Below are 21,055 nucleotides of genomic sequence, written 5' to 3' on the forward strand. Positions count from 1 at the left end.
AATAATTATATCTTATTTCTCAAAGGGTTATCTTACCACGATGCTTTGGTCACTCCAGGAATCAAACCTGCAGAAGCCATTTCACGGAAAGTAACACGGTTGATGCCGAACTTACGCATATAACCTTTTGGACGACCAGTCAATTTACAACGGTTGTGCAAACGTACTGGAGAGGCGTTGCGAGGCAACTTATCCAAACCGATATAATCGCCAGCTTCTTTCAAAGCTTTGCGTTTTTCAGCGTATTTCGCTACCATTTTCTCGCGCTTGCGCCCACGAGCTTTTACTGCTTCTCTAGCCATTTTATCTTATTATTTTTTGTTAGCAAAAGGCATACCGAAAGCTTTCAATAACTCGTAGCTTTCTTCGTCAGTGTTAGCTGAAGTAACAAAAGTGATATCCATACCAGAGATTTTGTTTACCTTCTCGATAGAAATCTCTGGGAAGATGATCTGCTCTTTTACACCCAAAGTGTAGTTACCACGGCCATCAAACCCTTTGGCAGAAACCCCACGGAAGTCACGAACTGCAGGTAACGCGATGGTTAACAAACGGTCCAAGAATTCGTACATTTGGTCTCCACGCAAAGTAACGCGTGCACCGATCGGCATTTCTTCTCTCAACTTAAAGTTGGAGATAGAATTTTTTGCCTTAGTAGGAACAGCTTTCTGACCAGCAATAGTCGTCAACTCTTCCACACCTTGATCGATCAATTTCTTATCGGAAACAGCTTCTCCGATACCCTTATTGATACAGATTTTCTCTACTGCAGGAATTTGCATTACTGATTTGTAACCAAATTTCTCCTTTAGTGCAGCAGCAATCTCGTTCTGATATTTTTCTTTAAGTCTTGGAGTAGCCATTACTTAATTTCCTCCCCTGATTTTTTGGCGTAACGCACGATTTTACCATCAACTACTTTACGTCCAACGCGGCTAGCTTCACCTGAAGTAGGATCTACAAACGCTACGTTAGAGATATTAATAGGAGCCTCGACTTTCTCGATACCGCCATTAGGGTTAGTTGCAGAAGGCTTCACGTGTTTAGTTACAACGTTGATACCTTCAACAATTACGCGGTTAGTTGCGGTGATAATCTCCTGTACGATTCCAGTTTTACCCTTATCGTTACCGGCGATCACCTTTACTGTATCTCCTTTACGGATTTTGATTTTTACTTTAGACATGATCTTTTCCTTTAATTAATTAAAGTACTTCCGGTGCTAAGGAAACAATCTTCATAAATTGCTTCTCACGCAACTCACGAGCAACAGGGCCGAAGATACGAGTACCTCTTGGCTCATCATTAGCACCCAACAATACTGCAGCGTTATCTTCGAAACGGATATAAGAACCATCTTTACGACGGATTTCTTTTTTCGTACGAACCACTACAGCTTTGGATACTGTACCTTTTTTCAAGTTGCTGGATGAAAGGGCAGACTTCACAGTAACAACAATTTTGTCACCGATAGAAGCGTAACGTTTACCAGTTCCACCCAAAACACGGATACAAAGAACTTCTTTAGCTCCTGAGTTATCCGCTACGTTTAGACGACTTTCTTGTTGGATCATAATTACTTCGCTCTTTCAATGATTTCTACCAATCTCCAGCGCTTGTTGCGAGACAACGGACGTGTCTCTGCAATGCGTACGGTATCACCAATACCACAATCATTGTTCTCATCGTGAGCCATGAATTTAGTGGATTTAGTTACGAATTTACCGTATATAGGGTGCTTTACACGACGGGTTACCTGAACAGTGATGGACTTATCCATTTTGTTGCTGGTGATAACGCCGATACGTTCTTTTCTTAAGTTTCTTTCCATGATCTTACTTAGCTTCAAGTTGACGTAATGCGGTTTCCAACCTTGCGATCATTCGACGACTGCTACGGATCTTCATCGGATTCTCAATCGGAGAGATCGCGTGAGCAAACTGCAATTTTTGCAAAGCTTCCTTTTCAGCAGTGATCTTTTGGATCAACTCTTCCTTGCTTAGTTGTGCGATTTCAGAATTTTTCATAACTCTTATGCTTCAACGTAATCTCTACGTACAACGAATTTAGTTCTTACAGGCAATTTCTGTGCCGCTAAACGCATTGACTCTTGCGCTAGTGCTAAAGGTACACCTGTTGATTCAAATAAAATGGTACCTGGCTTGATACAAGCCACCCAGTATTCCGGAGCACCTTTACCCTTACCCATACGAACCTCTGCAGGCTTCTTAGTAATAGGTTTGTCAGGGAAGATACGGATCCAAACTTTACCTTCACGTTTCATTGCACGAGTAACCGCAATACGAGCTGCCTCAATCTGACGGCTGGTAATCCAACCTGCCTCAAGAGACTTGATACCGAAGCTACCAAAGGCAATCTCATGGCCTCTTCCAGCAAGACCTCTAACGCGGCCTTTCTGAACTTTTCTATGTTTTACTCTTCTCGGTTGTAACATTTCTAAGCTGTTTTACTTTCTTATGCGATTACTTTCTTCTGCGACGGCCGCCTTGTTGGTTGTTGTTACCACCATCTTTGCGACGACGTCCACGACGATCGTTATCACCAGCTGGAGTCAAGTCACGCTTACCGTAAACTTCACCTTTGAAGATCCAAACTTTGATACCGATTTTACCGTAGATCGTATCTGACTCACAGATTGCGTAGTCGATGTCTGCACGCAATGTGTGCAAAGGAATACGTCCTTCTTTGTACATTTCGGTACGTGCCATCTCAGCACCACCTAAACGACCGCTCAATTTAACTTTGATACCTTGAGCACCTACACGCATTGCAGAAGCAATCGCTTGCTTCATAGCACGACGGTATGAAATACGAGCACGTAGTTGTTGCGCGATAGAATCACCGATCAATTTCGCTTCCAATTCAGGACGCTTGATCTCGAAGATGTTGATTTGAACATCTTTAGATGTCAATTTCTTCAACTCTTCTTTAATTCTATCCACTTCTGCACCACCTTTACCAATTACAACACCCGGACGGGCAGTGTGGATGGTCAAAGTAATACGCTTCAACGTACGCTCGATCACGATACGGCTGATTCCACCTTTAGGAATACGCGCCAATACATATTTTCTGATTTTTTGATCTTCGATCAATTTGTCAGAAAAATCGCGAGAGTTCGCGTACCAGTTAGAGTCCCAGCCTCTTACGATACCTAAACGCAGGCCAATTGGATTAACTTTCTGTCCCATAATTGATTAGTTTTCTTCAGTTTTGGTTGACAATGAATCCACAACAAGCGTCACGTGATTCGAACGCTTACGAATACGGTGAGCTCGGCCTTGCGGTGCTGGACGCAAACGCTTTAACATACGGGCGCTATCTACGAAGATTTCGCTAACTACTAGGTTTGCAGTTTCCAAGGACTCACCCTCGTTTGCATTTTCCCAGTTAGCAATCGCAGAAAGCAACAGCTTTTCCAGACGATTCGAAGAATGTCTTGGATCGAATTTCAAAATATTTAATGCTGTGTCCACGCGCTGACCGCGGATCATATCTGCTACCAAGCGCATTTTACGCGGCGAGGTCGGACAGTTTCTTAGTCTTGCAACAGCTTTCATAATTATCTCTTGCCCTTGTCTTTTTTATTAATATGACCCTTATAGGTACGAGTAGGAGCAAATTCTCCAAACTTGTGACCTACCATGTTTTCAGTTACATAAACTGGAATAAATTTATTTCCATTATGAACTGCGAATGTGTGACCTACGAATTCAGGAGAAATCATAGAACGACGAGACCAAGTTTTGATCACGGTCTTCTTGCCACCCTCGTTCATGGCATCTACCTTATTAGAAAGGCGGAAGTCAATATAAGGTCCTTTTTTAAGTGATCTTGCCATTATTTCTTACGCTTTGAAATGATCAATTTATCAGAGTACTTGTTGGCTTTACGGCTCTTACCACCTTTAGCGTATACACCGTTACGAGAACGTGGGTGACCACCAGAAGAACGGCCTTCACCACCACCCATTGGGTGATCAACCGGGTTCATAGCAACACCACGAACACGTGGACGACGACCTAACCAACGGTTACGACCCGCTTTACCCAAACGAACGTTCATGTGGTCTCCGTTAGAAACCTCACCGATCGTAGCGTAACAAGTAGCCAATACTAAACGCATTTCACCAGAAGGAAGCTTGATGGTAACATATTTACCCTCTTTCGCTACCAACTGTGCATAAGCACCAGCTGAACGTACCAACAAACCACCTTTACCAGGAGTAAGCTCAATGTTGTGGATAATAGTACCCAATGGAATGTTGGCCATTAGTACGTGGTTACCCACTTCAGGAGCTGCATCAGCACCAGAAACAATCTGAGTACCTACCTGCAATCCTTCAGGTGCAAGAATATAGGCTTTCTCACCATCTGCATAAAAAAGCAATGCAAGATAAGCTGTACGATTTGGATCATATTCGATCGCTTTTACGGTAGCTGGAACGCCAAATTTCTGACGTTTGAAGTCTACAGAACGCAATTTACGCTTGTGACCACCACCTAAATAACGCATCGTCATACGACCACTGTTGTTCCGACCACCAGACTTACGTGAACCTACAGTAAGAGATTTTTCTGGAGTGGATTTAGTGATTTCCTCGAATGAAGGCGCTACTCTGAATCTTTGTCCTGGAGTTGTAGGACGCAATTTCTTTACTGCCATTGTCTAACTTCTTTAGATTCCGCTGTAAAAATCAATAACTTCACCTTCTGCAACTTGCACAAACGCCTTTTTATAGCTGTTGCTACGACCAGTAATGATCGAAGACTTAGCATAACGTGTGCGTTTTTTGCCCAAGTAGCGTGCTGTACGTACAGCTACAACGTTTACGCCGTACATACGCTCAACCTCTTTTCTAATTTCCAATTTGTTGGCGTTAAGGTCTACGATGAAACCATAAACACCACTCTCATTTTGGAAAGAGGCTTTTTCGGTAACCAAAGGTTTCTTAAGTACACTCATGATTAAGCGAATAATTTTTCAATTTTCTCAATAGAACTTTCGAAAAGCACTAGGCTATCTGCGTTCAACACATCATAAGTGTTAATTGAAGCTGCATCAGCAACTTTAGCTTTGCGAATGTTACGCGCAGCCAAGTTTACGTTTGCGTTCAAATCACCAGTGACAGCCAATACTTTCTTACCTGACAAAGACAATCCGTTCAAAATGTTCACGAACTCCTTAGTCTTAGGCGCATCCATCGCTACATCTTCGATAACGATGATGTCCTGACCTTTGGCCTTGTAAGAAAGCGCAGACATACGAGCCAAAGCTTTTACTTTTTTGTTCAGCTTAAAGCCGTAGTTACGTGGTTTTGGACCGAAAACTCTACCACCACCAACGAAAACAGGAGACTTCAAAGATCCTGCACGTGCAGTACCTGTACCCTTCTGTTTCTTGATTTTTTTAGTAGAACCTGCGATCTCAGCACGTTCTTTAGACTTGTGCGTACCTTGTCTTTGGTTAGCCAAGTACTGTTTCACGTCCAAGTAGATTGCGTGATCGTTGGGCTCAACAGCGAAGATCGAGTCTTGCAACTCAACTTTTTTGCCGCTTTCGCTACCGTCAACTTTTAATACCGAAATCTCCATTGAATTACTTTTCTAGAATTACAAATGAATTTTTAGCGCCTGGGATAGAACCGCTCACTACGATTAGGTTCTTGTCGCCATACACTTTCATAACACGCAAGTTCTGAATCTTTACGCGATCGCCACCCATGCGTCCAGCCATACGAAGACCTTTGAATACACGAGATGGGAACGAAGCCGCACCGATAGAACCTGGCGCACGAAGACGGTTATGCTGACCGTGGGTAGCTTGTCCAACCCCACCAAAACCGTGACGTTTCACAACACCTTGGAAACCTTTACCTTTGGAGGTTCCTACAGCGTCTAGGAAATCACCTTCTGCAAATACTTCCTCTACTCGAATCTCGTTGCCCAATGCAGCTTCACCTTCGAAGTTGCGGAACTCAACAAGCTTTCTCTTTGGAGTAGTGTTTGCCTTAGCGAAATGCCCTTGCATCGCTTTTGAAGTGTTCTTAGCTTTCTTATCGCCGAAGCCAAGCTGAACAGCATCATAGCCGTCTGTCTCGACGGTCTTTACTTGTGTTACTACACAAGGACCAACCTCTACTAATGTGCATGCGACATTCTGTCCATCGGCACTGTAGATGCTAGTCATTCCGATTTTTTTACCGATAATACCAGACATACTAACGTTTTAGTATAAAATAAATTAAAATTAACGAACGAACACTCGCTCGCCATTCTAAAGGACTGCAAAGTTAGGAAATTAATATCAGAAACAAAACATTTTCCGATTTATCACACTGCATCTAACTTAAAAAAAGCCACTTACAACAATATTAATCTTCCAGACCTTTTCAATCCCCTTGCCATTTAGTCAAAAAGCATGCTGAAAACACGGTTTAAAGATAAATTTTAAGGATTTTTTCAGAAGACCACCAAATTGCATTTTTCAAATAAAGCGCAACCTTTTTCTCAAGCCTCTTTGCGCAAATGGCACAAAAAAAGGCCTGAAACCGAAGTTCCAGACCTTTTCAATACTTATCGCTCAGGCGATGGGATCATTAAACTTTGATCTCAACATCAACACCTGAAGGCAATTCCAATTTCATCAAAGCATCTACAGTCTTTGCAGAGTTTGAGTAGATATCTACCAAACGCTTGTAAGTGCAGATTTGGAACTGCTCACGAGATTTCTTGTTTACGTGAGGGGAACGCAATACAGTGAAACGTTCTTTCTCAGTTGGCAATGGAATTGGGCCGCTTACCACAGCTCCAGTCGCCTTTACCGCCTTTACGATCTTCTCAGAAGACTTGTCTACCAAGTTGTGATCGTAAGACTTCAATTTTATTCTAATTTTTTGATTCATATCTATCTAACGCTCTTATTCTCCTTTCGCTTCTGCGATAATGTCTTTAGCTAGGTTGTTTGGAACCGGATCATAGTGAGAGAAGGTCAATGATGCAGACGCACGACCAGAAGAAATGGTACGTAGGTCAGTCACATAACCGAACAACTCAGACAAAGGTACATCAGCCTTGATAACGGAAGCGTTACCTTTAGTATCCATACCTTTCATGATACCACGACGACGGTTCAAGTCACCTGTTACAGGACCAGTGTAATCATCTGGAGTAACAACTTCTACCGCCATGATTGGCTCCAAAATTTGAGGCTTAGCCAATTTGGCTGCCTCACGGAATCCCATACGTGCTGCCAATTCGAAAGACAAAGAGTCAGAATCGACATCGTGGAAGGAACCGTGGAATAAACGAACTTTGATCGCCTCTACAGGGAAACCAGCCAAAGGACCATTCACCATAGAAGACTCAAATCCTTTTTGTACAGCAGGGATGAATTCACGAGGAATAGCACCACCTACAATTTCGTTTACAAATTCCAAGCCAACTTTATCATCTTCGCGAGGCATCAATTCGAATACGATGTCCGCGAACTTACCACGACCACCAGACTGCTTTTTGTAAACCTCACGGTGTTCAACAGCAGTAGTGATTTGCTCACGGTAAGCTACTTGAGGAGCACCCTCAGAAACCTCTACCTTGAATTCACGCTTCAAACGATCCAAGATAATCTCCAAGTGCAACTCACCCATACCACGCAATACAGTCTGACCAGTTTCCTCATCAGTTTGTACACGCAAGGTTGGATCCTCTTCGATCAATTTACCCAAAGCCATACCTAGTTTATCAACATCAGCTTGCTTCTTAGGCTCGATAGCGATACCGATTACAGGCTCAGGGAAAGTCATTTCCTCCAAGATGATCGGGTTCTTCTCGTCTACCAAAGAGTCACCAGTTTTGATATCTTTGAAACCAACACCTGCACAGATGTCACCAGCTTCTACGATATCAATTGGGTTTTGCTTGTTAGAGTGCATCTGCATCAAACGAGAGATACGTTCTTTCTTACCTGTACGCGTATTCAATACATAAGAACCTGCGTTCAATGACCCAGAATACACACGGAAGAAACACAAACGACCTACGAATGGGTCAGTAGCAATTTTAAATGCCAATGCTGCAAATGGATCCTCTACTGTTGGCTTACGCACAACTTCTTCGTCAGTATCAGGATTAACACCTTCGATAGCAGGAAGATCTAATGGAGATGGCAAGAATGAACATACAGCATCCAATACTGCTTGTACACCTTTATTCTTAAATGCTGAACCACACATTACAGGCTGCATTGACATGTCAATTACAGCTGCACGGATAGCGGCCATCATTTCTTCTTCTGTAATAGAATCAGCGTCTTCGAAGAATTTCTCCAACAACTCCTCATCATACTCGGCTACAGCCTCTACCAACTTCTGTCTCCACTCAGCAACTTCATCAACCATATCCTCAGGAACTTCTTGCTCCACATAGGTCATACCCATGTCTTCTTCGTTCCAGATGATTGCTTTGTTTTTGATCAAGTCAACTACTCCAGTGAAAGTATCTTCAGCTCCGATAGGCAACTGCAATGGAACAGGGTTACCACCTAATTTGTCGATGATTTCCTGAACAGTTCCCAAGAAGTTAGCACCAGCACGGTCCATTTTGTTCACAAAACAGATACGTGGCACACGGTACTTATCAGCCTGACGCCATACAGTCTCAGACTGAGGCTCAACACCTGAAGAAGCACAGAACAATGCAACAGCACCATCCAATACACGCAATGAACGCTCTACCTCTACAGTAAAGTCAACGTGACCTGGAGTATCAATGATGTTAACAGTGTAAGGCTTAGTCAAACCTTTTACGTGTGTACCCTTATCAGTTGGGTAGTGCCACTGCGTTTGAGTTGCAGCAGAAGTAATGGTGATACCACGCTCTTGCTCTTGCTCCATCCAGTCCATGGTAGCAGCTCCATCGTGTACTTCACCAATTTTGTGAGACAATCCAGTATAATAAAGGATACGCTCAGTGGTAGTGGTCTTACCGGCATCGACGTGAGCCATGATACCGATGTTACGCAGGAAAGTTAAATCCTTAGCCATTTGTATTAGAATCTAAAGTGAGAGAATGCTTTGTTAGCTTCCGCCATGCGGTGTGTATCATCCTTCTTCTTCACCGCTGCGCCTTCGCCTTTGGAAGCAGCAATGATCTCCCCAGCCAAACGTTCTTTCATGGTTTTCTCACCACGAGAACGTGAATAACGAATCAACCATTTGATTCCCAAATATGATTTACGGCTAGGTCGAACTTCCATAGGCACTTGGAATGTAGCACCACCCACACGACGAGATTTAACCTCGACAGCTGGCATTACATTATTCAAAGCCTTTTTCCAAACCTCAAGACCGTTCTCACCTACGCGCTCCTCAACTAAGTCGATGGCGTCATAGAAAATATTATAGGCAATACTCTTCTTCCCGTCTAACATTAAATAGTTAACGAATTTCGTTACCAAAGTATCTTGGAACTTTGGATCAGGAAGAATATACCGCTTTTTTGGTTTAGCCTTTCTCATTGCTTTTTACTACAATAATGTACTTTAATTTTTTAATTATTTTTTGTCCTTAGGACGTTTAGCACCGTACTTAGAACGTCCCTGAAGACGACCGCTAACACCGGCTGTATCTAAAGCACCGCGAACTACGTGGTAACGCACACCAGGAAGATCCTTTACACGACCACCACGGATCAACACGATCGAGTGCTCTTGCAAGTTGTGACCTTCACCACCAATGTAGGCGTTCACCTCTTTACCGTTAGTCAAACGCACACGAGCTACTTTACGCATCGCTGAGTTTGGTTTCTTTGGAGTAGTCGTGTAAACACGAGTACATACTCCACGACGTTGTGGACATGAGTCCAAGGCAGGAGATTTTGATTTATCAATCAAGCTTTTTCTGCCCTTGCGTACTAATTGCTGAATAGTAGGCATTTAATGAAATCGTTTAAAGTATGAAATTACTATTTTAAAATAGGTTTGCAAAGGTATTGATAATCACAGACTAATCAAACCCTTTAAACCTTATTTGTCTGAAAGCTTGAAAAAATAATTTGGAAGCATACTTTTCAAGCGATCAAATATTGCTTTTTAGGCAAATTCTAACACAAAAACCTGCAGCTTAAGCTTCACCTACCGGTCCGCCAAAATTATAAGGCCCACCATCTTGCTGACCATTTCGACCGATTGGACCGTGCATGGATTCGTACTTGGCTACATTGTCCTGCAATGCTTGCAATAACCGTACCGCATGTTCGGGGGTCAATACCACACGAGATTTTACTTTCGCCTTTGGAACCCCGGGCATGATACGGATAAAATCCAAAACAAATTCACTGTTGGAGTGGGCGATCATGGCCAAATTGGCATATACACCTTCCGCCATATCCTCCGGCAGTTCGATATCGATTTTCCCGGCATTTTTTGGGTTTTGATCTTGCTCTTGCATAAAAGTTAAATTTGATGTGGGTATAAAAAAGAATAGACTACCCCCATTTGGAGATAGTCTATAACTCTTAAATCAATATATTTTGAGTGTTGTACATCACAATGGATTAAACACGCTCGCTTTCTGCTCTACGCTCACGAATTTCACGCAATTCCTGCTCCTCATCTTCATGAGTTACAATCAACTTACGGAAATCACGAACACCTGTACCTGCTGGAATCAGGTGACCTACGATCACGTTTTCTTTCAATCCAAGTAACTCATCTCGCTTACCGCGGATAGATGCTTCAGACAACACCTTAGTAGTCTCCTGGAAGGAAGCCGCTGAGATGAAGGAATCAGTACCCAAAGAAGACTGTGTGATACCCTGAAGGGTTGGCTTAGAAACGGCTGCTTGCGCATCACGTACCTGTACCAATTTCAAATCACGACGACGTAAGTTAGAGTTCTCATCACGTAGACGACGCGCAGTGATGATCTGACCTGGCTCCAAGTTAGTAGAATCACCGGCATCAGTAACGACCTTCATATCCAAAATCTTGTCGTTCTCTTCACGGAAAGTGAATTTATCAACAATTTGGTTAGTCAGGAAGATCGTATCACCTGAATCTACAACAGTAACTTTCTGCATCATCTGGCGAACAATCACCTCAATGTGCTTATCGTTAATCTTCACACCCTGTAGACGGTATACTGCCTGGATCTCATTCACCAGGTACTCCTGAACAGAAGTTGGTCCTTCTACATTCAAGATATCATTTGGTGTCTTGGCTCCATCAGACAATGGCATACCCGCTTTAACGAAGTCATTCTCCTGAACCAAGATGTGCTTAGCAAGTGATACTAAGTAACGCTTCTTCACGCCATCTTTAGATTCAATGAATACCTCACGGTTACCACGCTTGATACCACCATAAGTTACCACACCATCAATCTCAGAAATTACAGCTGGGTTGGATGGGTTACGTGCCTCGAAAAGCTCTGTAACTCGAGGAAGACCCCCGGTAATATCGGCAGACTTACCAGCAGCACGAGGAATCTTAGCGATGATCGTACCTGGCTTAATCTGATCACCGTTATCCACGTTGATGTAAGCACCTACAGGCAAGTTGTAAGATTTGATAATACCTTCACTACCTTCAATCGTAATCGCAGGGTTCTTGGTCTTATCCTTAGAATCCATTACGACTTTCGATTGGTGACCTGTGGTATCATCCATCTCCACCTTGAAAGTATATCCTTGCTCTAAAGCATCAAAGCCGATTTTACCACCGAACTCAGAAAGAATAACCGCGTTAAACGGATCCCACTGACAGATTTTATCGCCTTTTTCTACTTTAGCGCCATCCTTCAATTTCAAATAAGAACCGTAAGGTACGTTATTCGTCATCAAAGTTTTACCCGTTTTCTCATCTACGATACGAACCTCACCAGTACGGCCCATTACTACATCTGCTGGCTCATCATCCAAATCAGCATCTACAGGAATAGAACGGATCTCATCGTATTTCACAATACCAGGGAATTTCGCAATTACAGAAGCATCAGCTGCAATAGCAGATGCAGTACCCCCTACGTGGAACGTACGAAGGGTCAACTGTGTACCCGGCTCACCAATAGATTGTGCTGCCACAACCCCTACTGAATCCCCGACTTGCGCCATTCTCAAAGTAGACAGGTTACGTCCGTAACACTTCGAACAAACTCCCTTACGGGTTTCACAAGTTAATACAGAACGAACTTCTACCATTTCTACAGCGGATTCTTCAATACGCTGTACCAGTACTTCACTGATCTCCTGACCAGCCTCAACGATGATATCTCCAGTTAAAGGATCCTCAACATCATGAACAGAAACACGACCCAGGATACGCTCACCTAATGGCTCCACGATCTCCTCATTATCTTTAAGTGCTTCCATCTCGATACCTCTCAAAGTACCACAGTCTGCTTCGTTAATCACCACATCCTGCGCTACGTCTACCAAACGACGCGTCAAATAACCCGCATCGGCAGTTTTCAATGCGGTATCGGCCAAACCTTTACGCGCACCGTGAGTAGAGATAAAGTACTCCAATACATCCAAACCTTCTTTAAAGTTCGAAAGAATCGGGTTTTCGATAATTGCTCCAACAGATGAAGCTACGTTTTTCTGAGGCTTAGCCATCAGACCACGCATACCACCCAACTGACGAATCTGCTCACGAGAACCACGGGCTCCGGAATCCATCATCATGTAAATCGCGTTGAAACCATTTTGATCTTCTGCTAATTGCTTCATCAATACGGTAGTCAACTGGCTGTTGATACGCGTCCAAATATCAATGATCTGGTTGTAACGCTCCGTATCCGTGATAAGACCCATCTGGTAGTTCATCATCACTTCGTCACGCTCTTCCTGTGCCTGAGACACCAATGGTGCTTTTTGGTCAGGGATCATGATATCATTAAGACCCATGGACAAACCACCTGCGTATGCAGTCTGGAATCCTAGGTGTTTAATATCATCCAAGAATTTAGCAGTTTTCGCCATACCTGTGATTTTATACACATAGGCGATGATTTGCTGCAATTTCTTCTTGGTCAGCAATTCGTTAACAAAACCTACTTCCGTTGGAACGAATTGGTTCACTAAAACTCGACCTGCAACAGTATCGATCACTTTAGTTTCCAACTCACCGGTTTCGTCATTACGAACCTGAGTTCTTACTTTAATATTGGCATTTTTATCACAAGCGCCTTCGTTAATCGCAATGATTACCTCTTCTGCACCATAGAAAACCATGCCTTCTCCTTTAATCGGATAAGCTTCCGTATTCGGACGGCCTTTAGACATATAGTAAAGACCCAATACCATATCCTGAGAAGGTACCGCAATTGGAGCTCCGTTGGCAGGGTTCAGAATATTGTGCGAAGACAACATCAATACCTGTGCTTCCAACACGGCTTCGTGACCTAGAGGAACGTGAACCGCCATCTGGTCACCATCAAAATCGGCGTTAAATGCAGTACACACTAATGGGTGCAACTGGATCGCTTTACCTTCAATCAACTTTGGCTGGAATGCCTGGATACCCAAACGGTGAAGCGTAGGAGCACGGTTCAACAATACCGGGTGTCCTTTCAGTACATTCTCCAAAATATCCCAAACAACAGGATCCTTGCGGTCAACAATTTTCTTCGCTGATTTCACGGTTTTTACAATACCACGCTCAATCAACTTACGAATTACGAATGGCTTAAATAGCTCGGCTGCCATATTCTTAGGCAAACCACATTCGTGCATTCTTAATTCAGGACCTACAACAATTACCGAACGACCAGAGTAATCAACACGCTTACCCAATAGGTTTTGACGGAATCGACCCTGCTTACCTTTCAACATATCAGAAAGGGATTTCAACGCACGGTTACCATCAGAACGAACCGCGTTTACTTTACGAGAGTTGTCGAATAAAGAATCGACAGCCTCTTGCAACATACGCTTCTCGTTTCTCAAGATCACCTCAGGTGCTTTGATATCGATCAGACGCTTCAAACGGTTGTTACGGATAATTACACGACGGTAAAGATCGTTCAAATCAGAGGTTGCGAAACGACCACCATCCAATGGCACCAATGGACGCAATTCCGGTGGAATAACCGGTACCATACGGATCACCATCCACTCTGGGCGGTTATCAATACGTGTACGGGAATCACGGAATGCTTCTACCACCTTCAAACGCTTCAAAGCTTCTGCCTTACGCTGCTGAGAGGTATCGGTCGCAGCCTGGTGACGCAATGAATAAGATAATGAATCCAGATCAGTACGTGCCAACAACATTTCCATTGCTTCCGCACCCATCTTCGCAATAAACTTGCTTGGATCATCATCATCAAGCATTTGGTTCTCACGAGGCAATTTGTCCATGATTTCCAAATACTCATCTTCAGTCAAGAAATCCATTTTCTGGATCTCATCTTCCTCCTTGATACCTGGCTGAATTACTACATAACGCTCGTAGTAAATAATCTGATCCAACTTCTTGGTAGGAAGACCTAACAAATAACCAATCTTATTAGGCAAAGAACGGAAGTACCAAATGTGTGCTACCGGAACCACCAATTCGATGTGTCCCATACGCTCACGACGTACTTTTTTCTCCGTTACTTCAACACCACAACGGTCACAAACGATACCCTTGTAGCGAATTCTTTTATATTTTCCACAATGACACTCCCAGTCCTTTACAGGACCGAAGATTCTTTCACAGAAAAGACCACCCATCTCCGGCTTGTAAGTACGGTAGTTGATGGTTTCTGGCTGAGTTACCTCTCCATATGAACTCTCCAGAATAGATTCTGGAGAGGCCAATGAGATGGTTACTCTTGAGAAGTCATTATTGATTTTTTTATTCTTTCTGAAACTCATATTTCTTAAGGAGAATATTTTAAATCGAGTAGATGGATTAGTCTAAAGTAACTTCAAGTGCAAGACCACGAAGCTCGTGTACCAATACGTTAAAGGACTCAGGAATATTTGGTTTACCCATATTGTCTCCTTTAACGATAGACTCATAAGCTTTCGCACGACCGATAACATCATCGGACTTAATAGTCAAAATCTCCTGAAGGATATGCGCCGCACCGAATGCCTCCAATGCCCAAACCTCCATCTCTCCAAAACGCTGACCACCAAACTGAGCTTTACCACCCAATGGTTGCTGCGTAATCAAAGAGTAAGGTCCGATAGAACGCGCGTGCATCTTATCATCCACCAAGTGACCCAATTTCAGCATATATGCAATACCAACAGTAACCGGCTGGTCAAAACGCTCACCTGTACGTCCGTCGAACAAGAATGAACGTCCGTAATCTGGCAATCCAGCTGCTCTCAATTCTCCTTGAACTTCGTCCATTGTACCACCGTCAAAGATAGGAGTAGCATATTTTTTACCTAGTTTACGTCCGGCCCATCCCAATACGGTCTCGAAAATCTGACCGATGTTCATACGGGAAGGTACACCCAATGGGTTCAAACAGATATCCAATGGAGTTCCGTCTTCCAAGAATGGCATGTCCGCGATAGGTACGATCTTCGCAACCACACCTTTGTTACCGTGACGACCCGCCATTTTATCACCCACTTTAAGCTTACGCTTCTTGGCTACATATACTTTCGCCAACTGAACAATACCTGCTGGCAATTCATCTCCCACTTCCAAAGTAAATCGGTCGCGTTTGAAGAAACCAGTAATTTTGTTACGCTTGTTGATGTAGTTTTTCACCAAGATCACGATCAACTCGTTGATGCGCTCATCATCTGTCCAGTTGTCCAGATTCAAGTCCGCAACCAAGTTTGCTTCAGCTGATACTGCATAAGAGCTCTCATCGCGATAGATGTTTTCTTCCGGGAACAAGTTATTGGTGATGTTGGCCGCAGAGAAAGTAACGCCTGCGCTCATGATCTCATCGCCAAACTTATGCTTGATACCCTGACAAGTTTTACCTTCAAGCAAACGAACCATTTTCTCAATCATGGTTGTTTTTACCTTATTCAAATCACTTGAATAACGCTGCTTCAAAGCTTCAACATCTTTCTTCGCTTTCGCTCTTAGATCCTTATCCTTCTTAGGACGAGAGAATAATTTAGTGTCAATTACTACACCATTTAATGATGGAGAAGCTTTCAATGATGCATCCTTCACATCACCGGCTTTATCACCGAAGATAGCTCTCAACAATTTCTCTTCAGGAGTAGGATCAGTCTCTCCTTTAGGGGTAATCTTACCTACCAAAATATCCCCTTCTTTGATTTCAGCACCCACTCGGATAACGCCATGCTCATCCAGGTTTTTCACTGAATCCTCAGAAACGTTAGGAATCTCAGTAGTTAATTCTTCCTCACCACGACGAGTATCACGAACTTCAAGCTCATACTCATCAATGTGAATAGAGGTGTAAACATCATCCTGAACGATACGCTCAGAGATAACAATCGCATCCTCAAAGTTGTATCCCTGCCATGGCATATACCCTACCAATAGGTTACGGCCTAAAGCCAACTCCCCTTTTTCAGTAGCATAGCCATCTACCAATACCTGACCTTTAAAAACGCGATCGTCTTTCAATACGATTGGGCGAAGGTTAACACAGGTATCCTGGTTAGTACGACGGAATTTCACCAATTCGTAAGTTACCAATTCATTATCGAAGCCGGACAATTTTTCATCATCGGTCAAATCGTAACGGATGGTAATCTTCTCCGAATCTACATAAGCAACGCTACCGTCACCTTCGGCTCTCAACAATACGCGAGAATCCTCAGCAACACGTTTCTCCAATCCAGTACCTACGATTGGAGCCTCAGGGCGTAATAATGGCACTGCCTGACGCTGCATGTTCGATCCCATCAATGCACGGTTGGCATCATCATGCTCCAAGAAAGGAATCATTGATGCTGCAACGGATACAATCTGGTTAGGCGCAACGTCCATATAGGCGATATTTTCAGGACCTTCCAATGGGAAGTCACCCTGATAACGCACCTTAATCTGACGCTCTTCGAAGTTACCTTCCGCATCATGTGGAGCATTGGCCTGTGCAATGTTTTTATAATCTTCCTCTTCGGCAGTCAAATAAGTAACTTCATCAGAAATTACCCCTTCATTGATCTTACGGTATGGGGTTTCGATGAATCCCATATCGTTCACTTTTGCGTGAACACAAAGAGAAGAAATCAATCCAATGTTTGGACCTTCCGGTGTCTCAATAGTACAAAGACGACCGTAGTGCGTATAGTGAACATCTCGAACCTCGAAACCAGCACGCTCACGAGAAAGACCACCAGGTCCCAATGCTGACATACGACGCTTGTGCGTAATCTCTGCCAATGGGTTGGTTTGGTCCATGAACTGTGACAACTGGTTTGTTCCGAAAAAAGAGTTGATCACAGAAGACAAAGTACGCGCGTTGATCAAATCAACCGGCTTGAAGTCTTCATTATCACGAACGTTCATACGCTCTTTAATAGTACGTGCCATACGCGCCAAACCTACGCCAAACTGGCTATAAAGCTGCTCACCTACGGTACGTACACGACGGTTGGACAAGTGGTCAATATCATCCACTACCGCCTTAGAGTTAATCAGGTGAATCAAATACTTCACGATCAACTCAATATCTTTAATCGTCAAAACGCGCATATCCAAAGACTCTTCAATCTTCAGCTTGCGGTTGATACGATAACGTCCTACCTCTCCCAAGTCATAACGCTTGTCGGAGAAGAACAAATTATGAATAATCTCACGAGCAGTTGCTTCATCCGGTGCATCGGAATTACGCAATTGACGATAGATTTGCTCTACCGCTTCTTTCTCGGAGTTAGATGGGTCTTTTTGTAGCGTATTGTGGATAATCTGGAATTCCGCAATATTCACGTCATCACGGTGCAATACGATTGCATCCTGACCTGAATCTACGATTTCCTCGATATCCTCTTCGCCAATCACGTGATCACGCTCAAAGATTACTTCGTTACGATCGATAGAGATAACCTCACCGGTATCTTCATCCACGAAGTCCTCTGTCCAGGAACGTAAAACACGAGCGGCCAACTTACGTCCTACTACTTTTTTCAAAGCAGCATCAGTCGCTTCCACCTCTTCGGAAAGACCAAAGAGATCCAAAATCTCCTTATCCGATCCGTAGCCAATAGCTCGTAACAATGTTGTTACGGGAAATTTCTTTTTACGGTCGATGTAAGCAAACATCACGTTGTTCACGTCTGTAGCAAACTCGATCCATGATCCTTTGAAAGGAATAATCCGTGCCGAATATAACGTAGTACCGTTGGTGTGCTTGGATTGTGCAAAGAACACACCAGGAGAACGGTGAAGTTGGGATACGATTACACGCTCAGCGCCGTTGATCACGAAGGATCCCTTCTCTGTCATGTAAGGGATGTTCCCCAAGAATACTTCTTGCTCAAGGGTTTCGAAATCTTCATTGTCCTCATCGTTGCAGGAAAGGCGCAACTTTGCTTTTAGTGGTACAGAGTAAGTTAAGCCTCTGTCTATGCTTTCATCCACCGTATATTTCGGAGGATCAATCATGTAGTCCACAAACTCCAGGACGAAGTTCTCACGGCTGTCGCTAATCGGGAAGTTTTCTTGAAAAACCTTAAAAAGGCCTTCATTCTCGCGTTTTTCGGCAGGCGTATCGATTTGGAAAAAGTCCCTGAACGACTTAAGTTGAACATCCAGAAAGTCAGGATAGTCAATTACGTGTTTAATCGACGCGAAACTTTTTCTTTCAGTTTGAATAGCCAAGGCAGTAAGATTTAAATGATAAACTGGAAAAGGAGAGAATCCGGGAAAATAAACCGTTTATAACAATTTAGTGAAAATGTGCATAAACGGCAAAAGACCGGACTATGTTAAGCCCGGTCAAAATCAAATTTCGAATTGCCCGCTTAAGCTAGACATTTCAAAATTCGGAGTATATTATTTCAACTCTACTTCAGCACCTACAGCTTCCAATTCTTTCTTAAGTGCTTCAGCTTCGTCTTTAGCGATTCCTTCTTTGATAGTAGAAGGTGCACCATCAACTACTTCTTTAGCTTCTTTCAAGCCAAGACCAGCCAATTCTTTAACCGCTTTAACAACTTTCAATTTAGCTGAACCAGCTGCTTTCAATACTACATCGAACTCAGTTTTTTCAGCAGCAGCTTCACCTTCACCACCACCAGCAACCATTACAGGTGCAGCAGCAGCAGCAGGCTCGATACCATACTCCTCTTTTAGGATTGTAGCTAATTCGTTAACGTCTTTAACGGATAGGTTTACTAGCTGTTCTGCGAATTCTTTAAGATCTGCCATCTTTTTGTAAAATTAAAATTGTTTTCTTTTAAAATCTAATATTAACGCTCAGAAAGGGTTTTGATAATACCTGCCAAGTTGTCTCCACCTGAAGAAAGTGCAGAGATAACGTTTTTCGCAGGAGACTGAAGCAATCCAATAACCTCGCCAATAAGTTCGGCTTTAGATTTAAGCTTGCTCAGCGTATCTACTTTATCATCACCAACGAACAGATCGAAATCGATGGAAGCACCTTTAAGGATCGGTTTCTCATTCGTTTTTCTAAATTCTTTAATCACTTTTGCTGGGATGGAAGCAGTTTCCTCCGTCGCGAACATGATTCCCGACTGTCCAGCAAATACCTTGCCACCTTCGAAATCAGATACATCAGCACCTAAATTCTCCAATGCTTTTTGAATCAAAGTATTTTTGTACAATTTGTACTCAACACCTTTGTTGAAACACGCGCGACGTAAATCGTTTACATCGGCTACGCTTAGCCCAGCTGCATCTGTAATGTAGAAGACATTGTTTTCTTTCAACTTAGCAGTCAGGTCATTAATGATCTGAAGTTTTTCTTCTCTATTCATAATTACAATCCAGCTATGCTACTTTTATCAACTTTAATACCTGGGCTCATAGTAGAAGAGATGCTGATAGACTTAAAGTAAGTCCCTTTCGCTGAAGCAGGCTTCAATTTAGAAAGTGTGTTCAACAACTCTGTCGCGTTCTCTTGAATTTGCTCAGGAGTGAAATTGGATTTACCAATAGAAGTGTGAATAATACCAGTTTTATCAACTTTGAAGTCGATTTTACCAGCTTTCACTTCTTTTACTGCTTTAGCAACATCCATCGTTACAGTACCTGCTTTTGGGTTAGGCATCAAACCACGAGGACCTAACACACGACCCAAACGACCGATCTTCGCCATTACTGTTGGCATCGTGATGATTACATCGATATCAGTCCAACCACCTTCGATCTTCTTGATAAACTCATCCATACCTACGTAATCCGCTCCGGCAGCTTTTGCTTCCTCTTCTTTCTCAGGAGTAACCAAGGCCAAAACGCGAACGTTTTTACCAGTACCATGAGGAAGAGCAACAACACCACGTACCATTTGGTCTGCTTTACGAGGATCTACACCCAAACGCACGTCGATATCTACAGAAGCATCGAACTTAGTGAATGTAATCTCCTTTACTAGAGCTGAAGCTTCAGACAAAGAATAATCCTTTTCTCTGTCGAATTTAGCTAAGGCATCTTTTCTTTTCTTAGTTAATCTCGCCATTGTTCCTGTTTTTTACGCTTCCCAAGGAGCGGTTCCTTCTACTTTAAGACCCATACTACGAGCAGTACCTGCAACCATGCGCATTGCCGCTTCAACAGTAAATGCATTCAAATCAGGCATTTTAGTTTCAGCGATTTCTTTTACTTGATCCCAAGATACAGAACCAACTTTCACACGGTTAGGCTCGGAAGAACCTTTCTTCAACTTGGCAGCGTTCATCAATAGAACAGCAGCTGGAGGAGTTTTTACAACAAACTCAAATGACTTGTCAGCGTAGTAAGTCACCAATACAGGCAATACTTGACCTGCTTTGTCCTGCGTACGAGCATTGAACTGCTTACAGAACTCCATAATATTGATACCCTTACTACCAAGCGCAGGTCCAACCGGTGGCGATGGATTCGCAGCACCTCCCTTAATTTGCAGTTTTAAATAACCGGCAATTTCTTTAGCCAT

Annotated in this window: 25 protein-coding genes; all 25 read right to left on the reverse strand. The window is 43.1% G+C overall.

The features are described from left to right. Nucleotides 1-32: 32 nt before the first annotated feature. Nucleotides 33-302, reverse strand: coding sequence for a 30S ribosomal protein S14 (gene rpsN / locus AAA970_RS13010; RefSeq protein ID WP_053406754.1), 270 nt, complete (start codon nucleotides 300-302; stop codon nucleotides 33-35). Between the two features lie 9 nt (nucleotides 303-311). Then, nucleotides 312-863 carry a 50S ribosomal protein L5 gene (gene rplE / locus AAA970_RS13015; protein WP_053406753.1) on the reverse strand — a complete coding sequence of 184 codons (552 nt, stop codon included), beginning with the start codon at nucleotides 861-863 and terminating at the stop codon, nucleotides 312-314. Then, nucleotides 863-1,186 carry a 50S ribosomal protein L24 gene (rplX, locus tag AAA970_RS13020; protein ID WP_053406752.1) on the reverse strand — a complete coding sequence of 108 codons (324 nt, stop codon included), beginning with the start codon at nucleotides 1,184-1,186 and terminating at the stop codon, nucleotides 863-865. The genes rplE and rplX overlap by 1 nt, the downstream gene beginning before the upstream one ends. 19 nt (nucleotides 1,187-1,205) lie before the next feature. Next, a complete protein-coding gene (gene rplN / locus AAA970_RS13025; protein WP_053406751.1) occupies nucleotides 1,206-1,574 on the reverse strand; it encodes a 50S ribosomal protein L14 in 369 nt (122 codons plus the stop codon). A 2-nt stretch (nucleotides 1,575-1,576) separates the two neighbouring features. Continuing rightward, a complete protein-coding gene (gene rpsQ, locus AAA970_RS13030; protein ID WP_053406750.1) occupies nucleotides 1,577-1,831 on the reverse strand; it encodes a 30S ribosomal protein S17 in 255 nt (84 codons plus the stop codon). Nucleotides 1,832-1,835: 4 nt separating this feature from the next. Then, nucleotides 1,836-2,027: a 50S ribosomal protein L29 gene (gene rpmC / locus AAA970_RS13035; RefSeq protein WP_053406749.1), complete on the reverse strand. Its 192-nt coding sequence runs from the start codon at nucleotides 2,025-2,027 to the stop codon at nucleotides 1,836-1,838. A gap of 5 nt (nucleotides 2,028-2,032) precedes the next feature. Continuing rightward, on the reverse strand, nucleotides 2,033-2,455 hold the full coding sequence (gene rplP, locus AAA970_RS13040; RefSeq protein WP_053406748.1) for a 50S ribosomal protein L16: 423 nt from the start codon (nucleotides 2,453-2,455) through the stop codon (nucleotides 2,033-2,035). A 28-nt stretch (nucleotides 2,456-2,483) separates the two neighbouring features. Beyond that, nucleotides 2,484-3,212: a 30S ribosomal protein S3 gene (gene rpsC, locus AAA970_RS13045; protein WP_053406747.1), complete on the reverse strand. Its 729-nt coding sequence runs from the start codon at nucleotides 3,210-3,212 to the stop codon at nucleotides 2,484-2,486. Nucleotides 3,213-3,218: 6 nt separating this feature from the next. Next, nucleotides 3,219-3,581 carry a 50S ribosomal protein L22 gene (rplV, locus tag AAA970_RS13050; RefSeq protein WP_053406746.1) on the reverse strand — a complete coding sequence of 121 codons (363 nt, stop codon included), beginning with the start codon at nucleotides 3,579-3,581 and terminating at the stop codon, nucleotides 3,219-3,221. A gap of 2 nt (nucleotides 3,582-3,583) precedes the next feature. Further along, nucleotides 3,584-3,862, reverse strand: a complete 279-nt coding sequence (gene rpsS, locus AAA970_RS13055; protein WP_053406745.1) for a 30S ribosomal protein S19 — start codon at nucleotides 3,860-3,862, stop codon at nucleotides 3,584-3,586. Continuing rightward, complete coding sequence (gene rplB / locus AAA970_RS13060; RefSeq protein WP_053406744.1) at nucleotides 3,862-4,686, reverse strand: 50S ribosomal protein L2; 825 nt, start codon at nucleotides 4,684-4,686, stop codon at nucleotides 3,862-3,864. Before rplB ends, rpsS begins: the two co-directional genes overlap by 1 nt. A gap of 12 nt (nucleotides 4,687-4,698) precedes the next feature. Then, a complete protein-coding gene (rplW, locus tag AAA970_RS13065) occupies nucleotides 4,699-4,986 on the reverse strand; it encodes a 50S ribosomal protein L23 (protein ID WP_053406743.1) in 288 nt (95 codons plus the stop codon). 2 nt (nucleotides 4,987-4,988) lie between these two features. Next, nucleotides 4,989-5,615: a 50S ribosomal protein L4 gene (gene rplD / locus AAA970_RS13070; RefSeq protein WP_338237447.1), complete on the reverse strand. Its 627-nt coding sequence runs from the start codon at nucleotides 5,613-5,615 to the stop codon at nucleotides 4,989-4,991. Between the two features lie 4 nt (nucleotides 5,616-5,619). Continuing rightward, the gene (rplC, locus tag AAA970_RS13075) at nucleotides 5,620-6,240 is read right to left on the reverse strand and encodes a 50S ribosomal protein L3 (protein WP_053406741.1); all 621 of its coding nucleotides are present in this window, start codon (nucleotides 6,238-6,240) and stop codon (nucleotides 5,620-5,622) included. Between the two features lie 379 nt (nucleotides 6,241-6,619). Further along, nucleotides 6,620-6,925, reverse strand: coding sequence for a 30S ribosomal protein S10 (gene rpsJ, locus AAA970_RS13080; protein WP_053406740.1), 306 nt, complete (start codon nucleotides 6,923-6,925; stop codon nucleotides 6,620-6,622). Between the two features lie 15 nt (nucleotides 6,926-6,940). Then, the gene (fusA, locus tag AAA970_RS13085) at nucleotides 6,941-9,064 is read right to left on the reverse strand and encodes an elongation factor G (RefSeq protein ID WP_338237448.1); all 2,124 of its coding nucleotides are present in this window, start codon (nucleotides 9,062-9,064) and stop codon (nucleotides 6,941-6,943) included. Nucleotides 9,065-9,069: 5 nt separating this feature from the next. Further along, on the reverse strand, nucleotides 9,070-9,537 hold the full coding sequence (gene rpsG, locus AAA970_RS13090; RefSeq protein WP_053406738.1) for a 30S ribosomal protein S7: 468 nt from the start codon (nucleotides 9,535-9,537) through the stop codon (nucleotides 9,070-9,072). A 36-nt stretch (nucleotides 9,538-9,573) separates the two neighbouring features. Further along, nucleotides 9,574-9,954 (reverse strand): 30S ribosomal protein S12, encoded by a 381-nt coding sequence (rpsL, locus tag AAA970_RS13095; protein WP_053406737.1) that lies wholly within the window; start codon nucleotides 9,952-9,954, stop codon nucleotides 9,574-9,576. Nucleotides 9,955-10,141: 187 nt separating this feature from the next. Then, entirely contained in the window at nucleotides 10,142-10,468 is a 327-nt protein-coding gene (locus AAA970_RS13100) for a DUF3467 domain-containing protein (protein ID WP_053406736.1), read from the reverse strand. Nucleotides 10,469-10,574: 106 nt separating this feature from the next. After that, nucleotides 10,575-14,882 (reverse strand): DNA-directed RNA polymerase subunit beta', encoded by a 4,308-nt coding sequence (gene rpoC, locus AAA970_RS13105; RefSeq protein WP_053406735.1) that lies wholly within the window; start codon nucleotides 14,880-14,882, stop codon nucleotides 10,575-10,577. A gap of 37 nt (nucleotides 14,883-14,919) precedes the next feature. Beyond that, entirely contained in the window at nucleotides 14,920-18,780 is a 3,861-nt protein-coding gene (gene rpoB, locus AAA970_RS13110; RefSeq protein WP_060684747.1) for a DNA-directed RNA polymerase subunit beta, read from the reverse strand. Between the two features lie 174 nt (nucleotides 18,781-18,954). Continuing rightward, a complete protein-coding gene (gene rplL, locus AAA970_RS13115) occupies nucleotides 18,955-19,329 on the reverse strand; it encodes a 50S ribosomal protein L7/L12 (protein WP_053406733.1) in 375 nt (124 codons plus the stop codon). A gap of 41 nt (nucleotides 19,330-19,370) precedes the next feature. After that, nucleotides 19,371-19,898 carry a 50S ribosomal protein L10 gene (rplJ, locus tag AAA970_RS13120; protein ID WP_053406732.1) on the reverse strand — a complete coding sequence of 176 codons (528 nt, stop codon included), beginning with the start codon at nucleotides 19,896-19,898 and terminating at the stop codon, nucleotides 19,371-19,373. Nucleotides 19,899-19,900: 2 nt separating this feature from the next. Then, nucleotides 19,901-20,599, reverse strand: coding sequence for a 50S ribosomal protein L1 (gene rplA, locus AAA970_RS13125; protein WP_053406731.1), 699 nt, complete (start codon nucleotides 20,597-20,599; stop codon nucleotides 19,901-19,903). A gap of 12 nt (nucleotides 20,600-20,611) precedes the next feature. Next, nucleotides 20,612-21,055, reverse strand: a complete 444-nt coding sequence (rplK, locus tag AAA970_RS13130) for a 50S ribosomal protein L11 (RefSeq protein WP_053406730.1) — start codon at nucleotides 21,053-21,055, stop codon at nucleotides 20,612-20,614.

The sequence above is a fragment of the Persicobacter diffluens genome (assembly GCF_036244895.1).
In the GTDB taxonomy this organism is placed as follows: Bacteria; Bacteroidota; Bacteroidia; order Cytophagales; family Cyclobacteriaceae; genus Persicobacter; species Persicobacter diffluens.

Bases quoted from the DNA above. Each gene is read 5' to 3' on its own strand.
- rpsN (WP_053406754.1), bottom strand. From the start codon at position 302: ATGGCTAGAGAAGCAGTAAAAGCTCGTGGGCGCAAGCGCGAGAAAATG.
- rplE (WP_053406753.1), bottom strand. From the start codon at position 863: ATGGCTACTCCAAGACTTAAAGAAAAATATCAGAACGAGATTGCTGCT.
- rplX (WP_053406752.1), bottom strand. From the start codon at position 1,186: ATGTCTAAAGTAAAAATCAAAATCCGTAAAGGAGATACAGTAAAGGTG.
- rplN (WP_053406751.1), bottom strand. From the start codon at position 1,574: ATGATCCAACAAGAAAGTCGTCTAAACGTAGCGGATAACTCAGGAGCT.
- rpsQ (WP_053406750.1), bottom strand. From the start codon at position 1,831: ATGGAAAGAAACTTAAGAAAAGAACGTATCGGCGTTATCACCAGCAAC.
- rpmC (WP_053406749.1), bottom strand. From the start codon at position 2,027: ATGAAAAATTCTGAAATCGCACAACTAAGCAAGGAAGAGTTGATCCAA.
- rplP (WP_053406748.1), bottom strand. From the start codon at position 2,455: ATGTTACAACCGAGAAGAGTAAAACATAGAAAAGTTCAGAAAGGCCGC.
- rpsC (WP_053406747.1), bottom strand. From the start codon at position 3,212: ATGGGACAGAAAGTTAATCCAATTGGCCTGCGTTTAGGTATCGTAAGA.
- rplV (WP_053406746.1), bottom strand. From the start codon at position 3,581: ATGAAAGCTGTTGCAAGACTAAGAAACTGTCCGACCTCGCCGCGTAAA.
- rpsS (WP_053406745.1), bottom strand. From the start codon at position 3,862: ATGGCAAGATCACTTAAAAAAGGACCTTATATTGACTTCCGCCTTTCT.
- rplB (WP_053406744.1), bottom strand. From the start codon at position 4,686: ATGGCAGTAAAGAAATTGCGTCCTACAACTCCAGGACAAAGATTCAGA.
- rplW (WP_053406743.1), bottom strand. From the start codon at position 4,986: ATGAGTGTACTTAAGAAACCTTTGGTTACCGAAAAAGCCTCTTTCCAA.
- rplD (WP_338237447.1), bottom strand. From the start codon at position 5,615: ATGGAGATTTCGGTATTAAAAGTTGACGGTAGCGAAAGCGGCAAAAAA.
- rplC (WP_053406741.1), bottom strand. From the start codon at position 6,240: ATGTCTGGTATTATCGGTAAAAAAATCGGAATGACTAGCATCTACAGT.
- rpsJ (WP_053406740.1), bottom strand. From the start codon at position 6,925: ATGAATCAAAAAATTAGAATAAAATTGAAGTCTTACGATCACAACTTG.
- fusA (WP_338237448.1), bottom strand. From the start codon at position 9,064: ATGGCTAAGGATTTAACTTTCCTGCGTAACATCGGTATCATGGCTCAC.
- rpsG (WP_053406738.1), bottom strand. From the start codon at position 9,537: ATGAGAAAGGCTAAACCAAAAAAGCGGTATATTCTTCCTGATCCAAAG.
- rpsL (WP_053406737.1), bottom strand. From the start codon at position 9,954: ATGCCTACTATTCAGCAATTAGTACGCAAGGGCAGAAAAAGCTTGATT.
- AAA970_RS13100 (WP_053406736.1), bottom strand. From the start codon at position 10,468: ATGCAAGAGCAAGATCAAAACCCAAAAAATGCCGGGAAAATCGATATC.
- rpoC (WP_053406735.1), bottom strand. From the start codon at position 14,882: ATGAGTTTCAGAAAGAATAAAAAAATCAATAATGACTTCTCAAGAGTA.
- rplL (WP_053406733.1), bottom strand. From the start codon at position 19,329: ATGGCAGATCTTAAAGAATTCGCAGAACAGCTAGTAAACCTATCCGTT.
- rplJ (WP_053406732.1), bottom strand. From the start codon at position 19,898: ATGAATAGAGAAGAAAAACTTCAGATCATTAATGACCTGACTGCTAAG.
- rplA (WP_053406731.1), bottom strand. From the start codon at position 20,599: ATGGCGAGATTAACTAAGAAAAGAAAAGATGCCTTAGCTAAATTCGAC.
- rplK (WP_053406730.1), bottom strand. From the start codon at position 21,055: ATGGCTAAAGAAATTGCCGGTTATTTAAAACTGCAAATTAAGGGAGGT.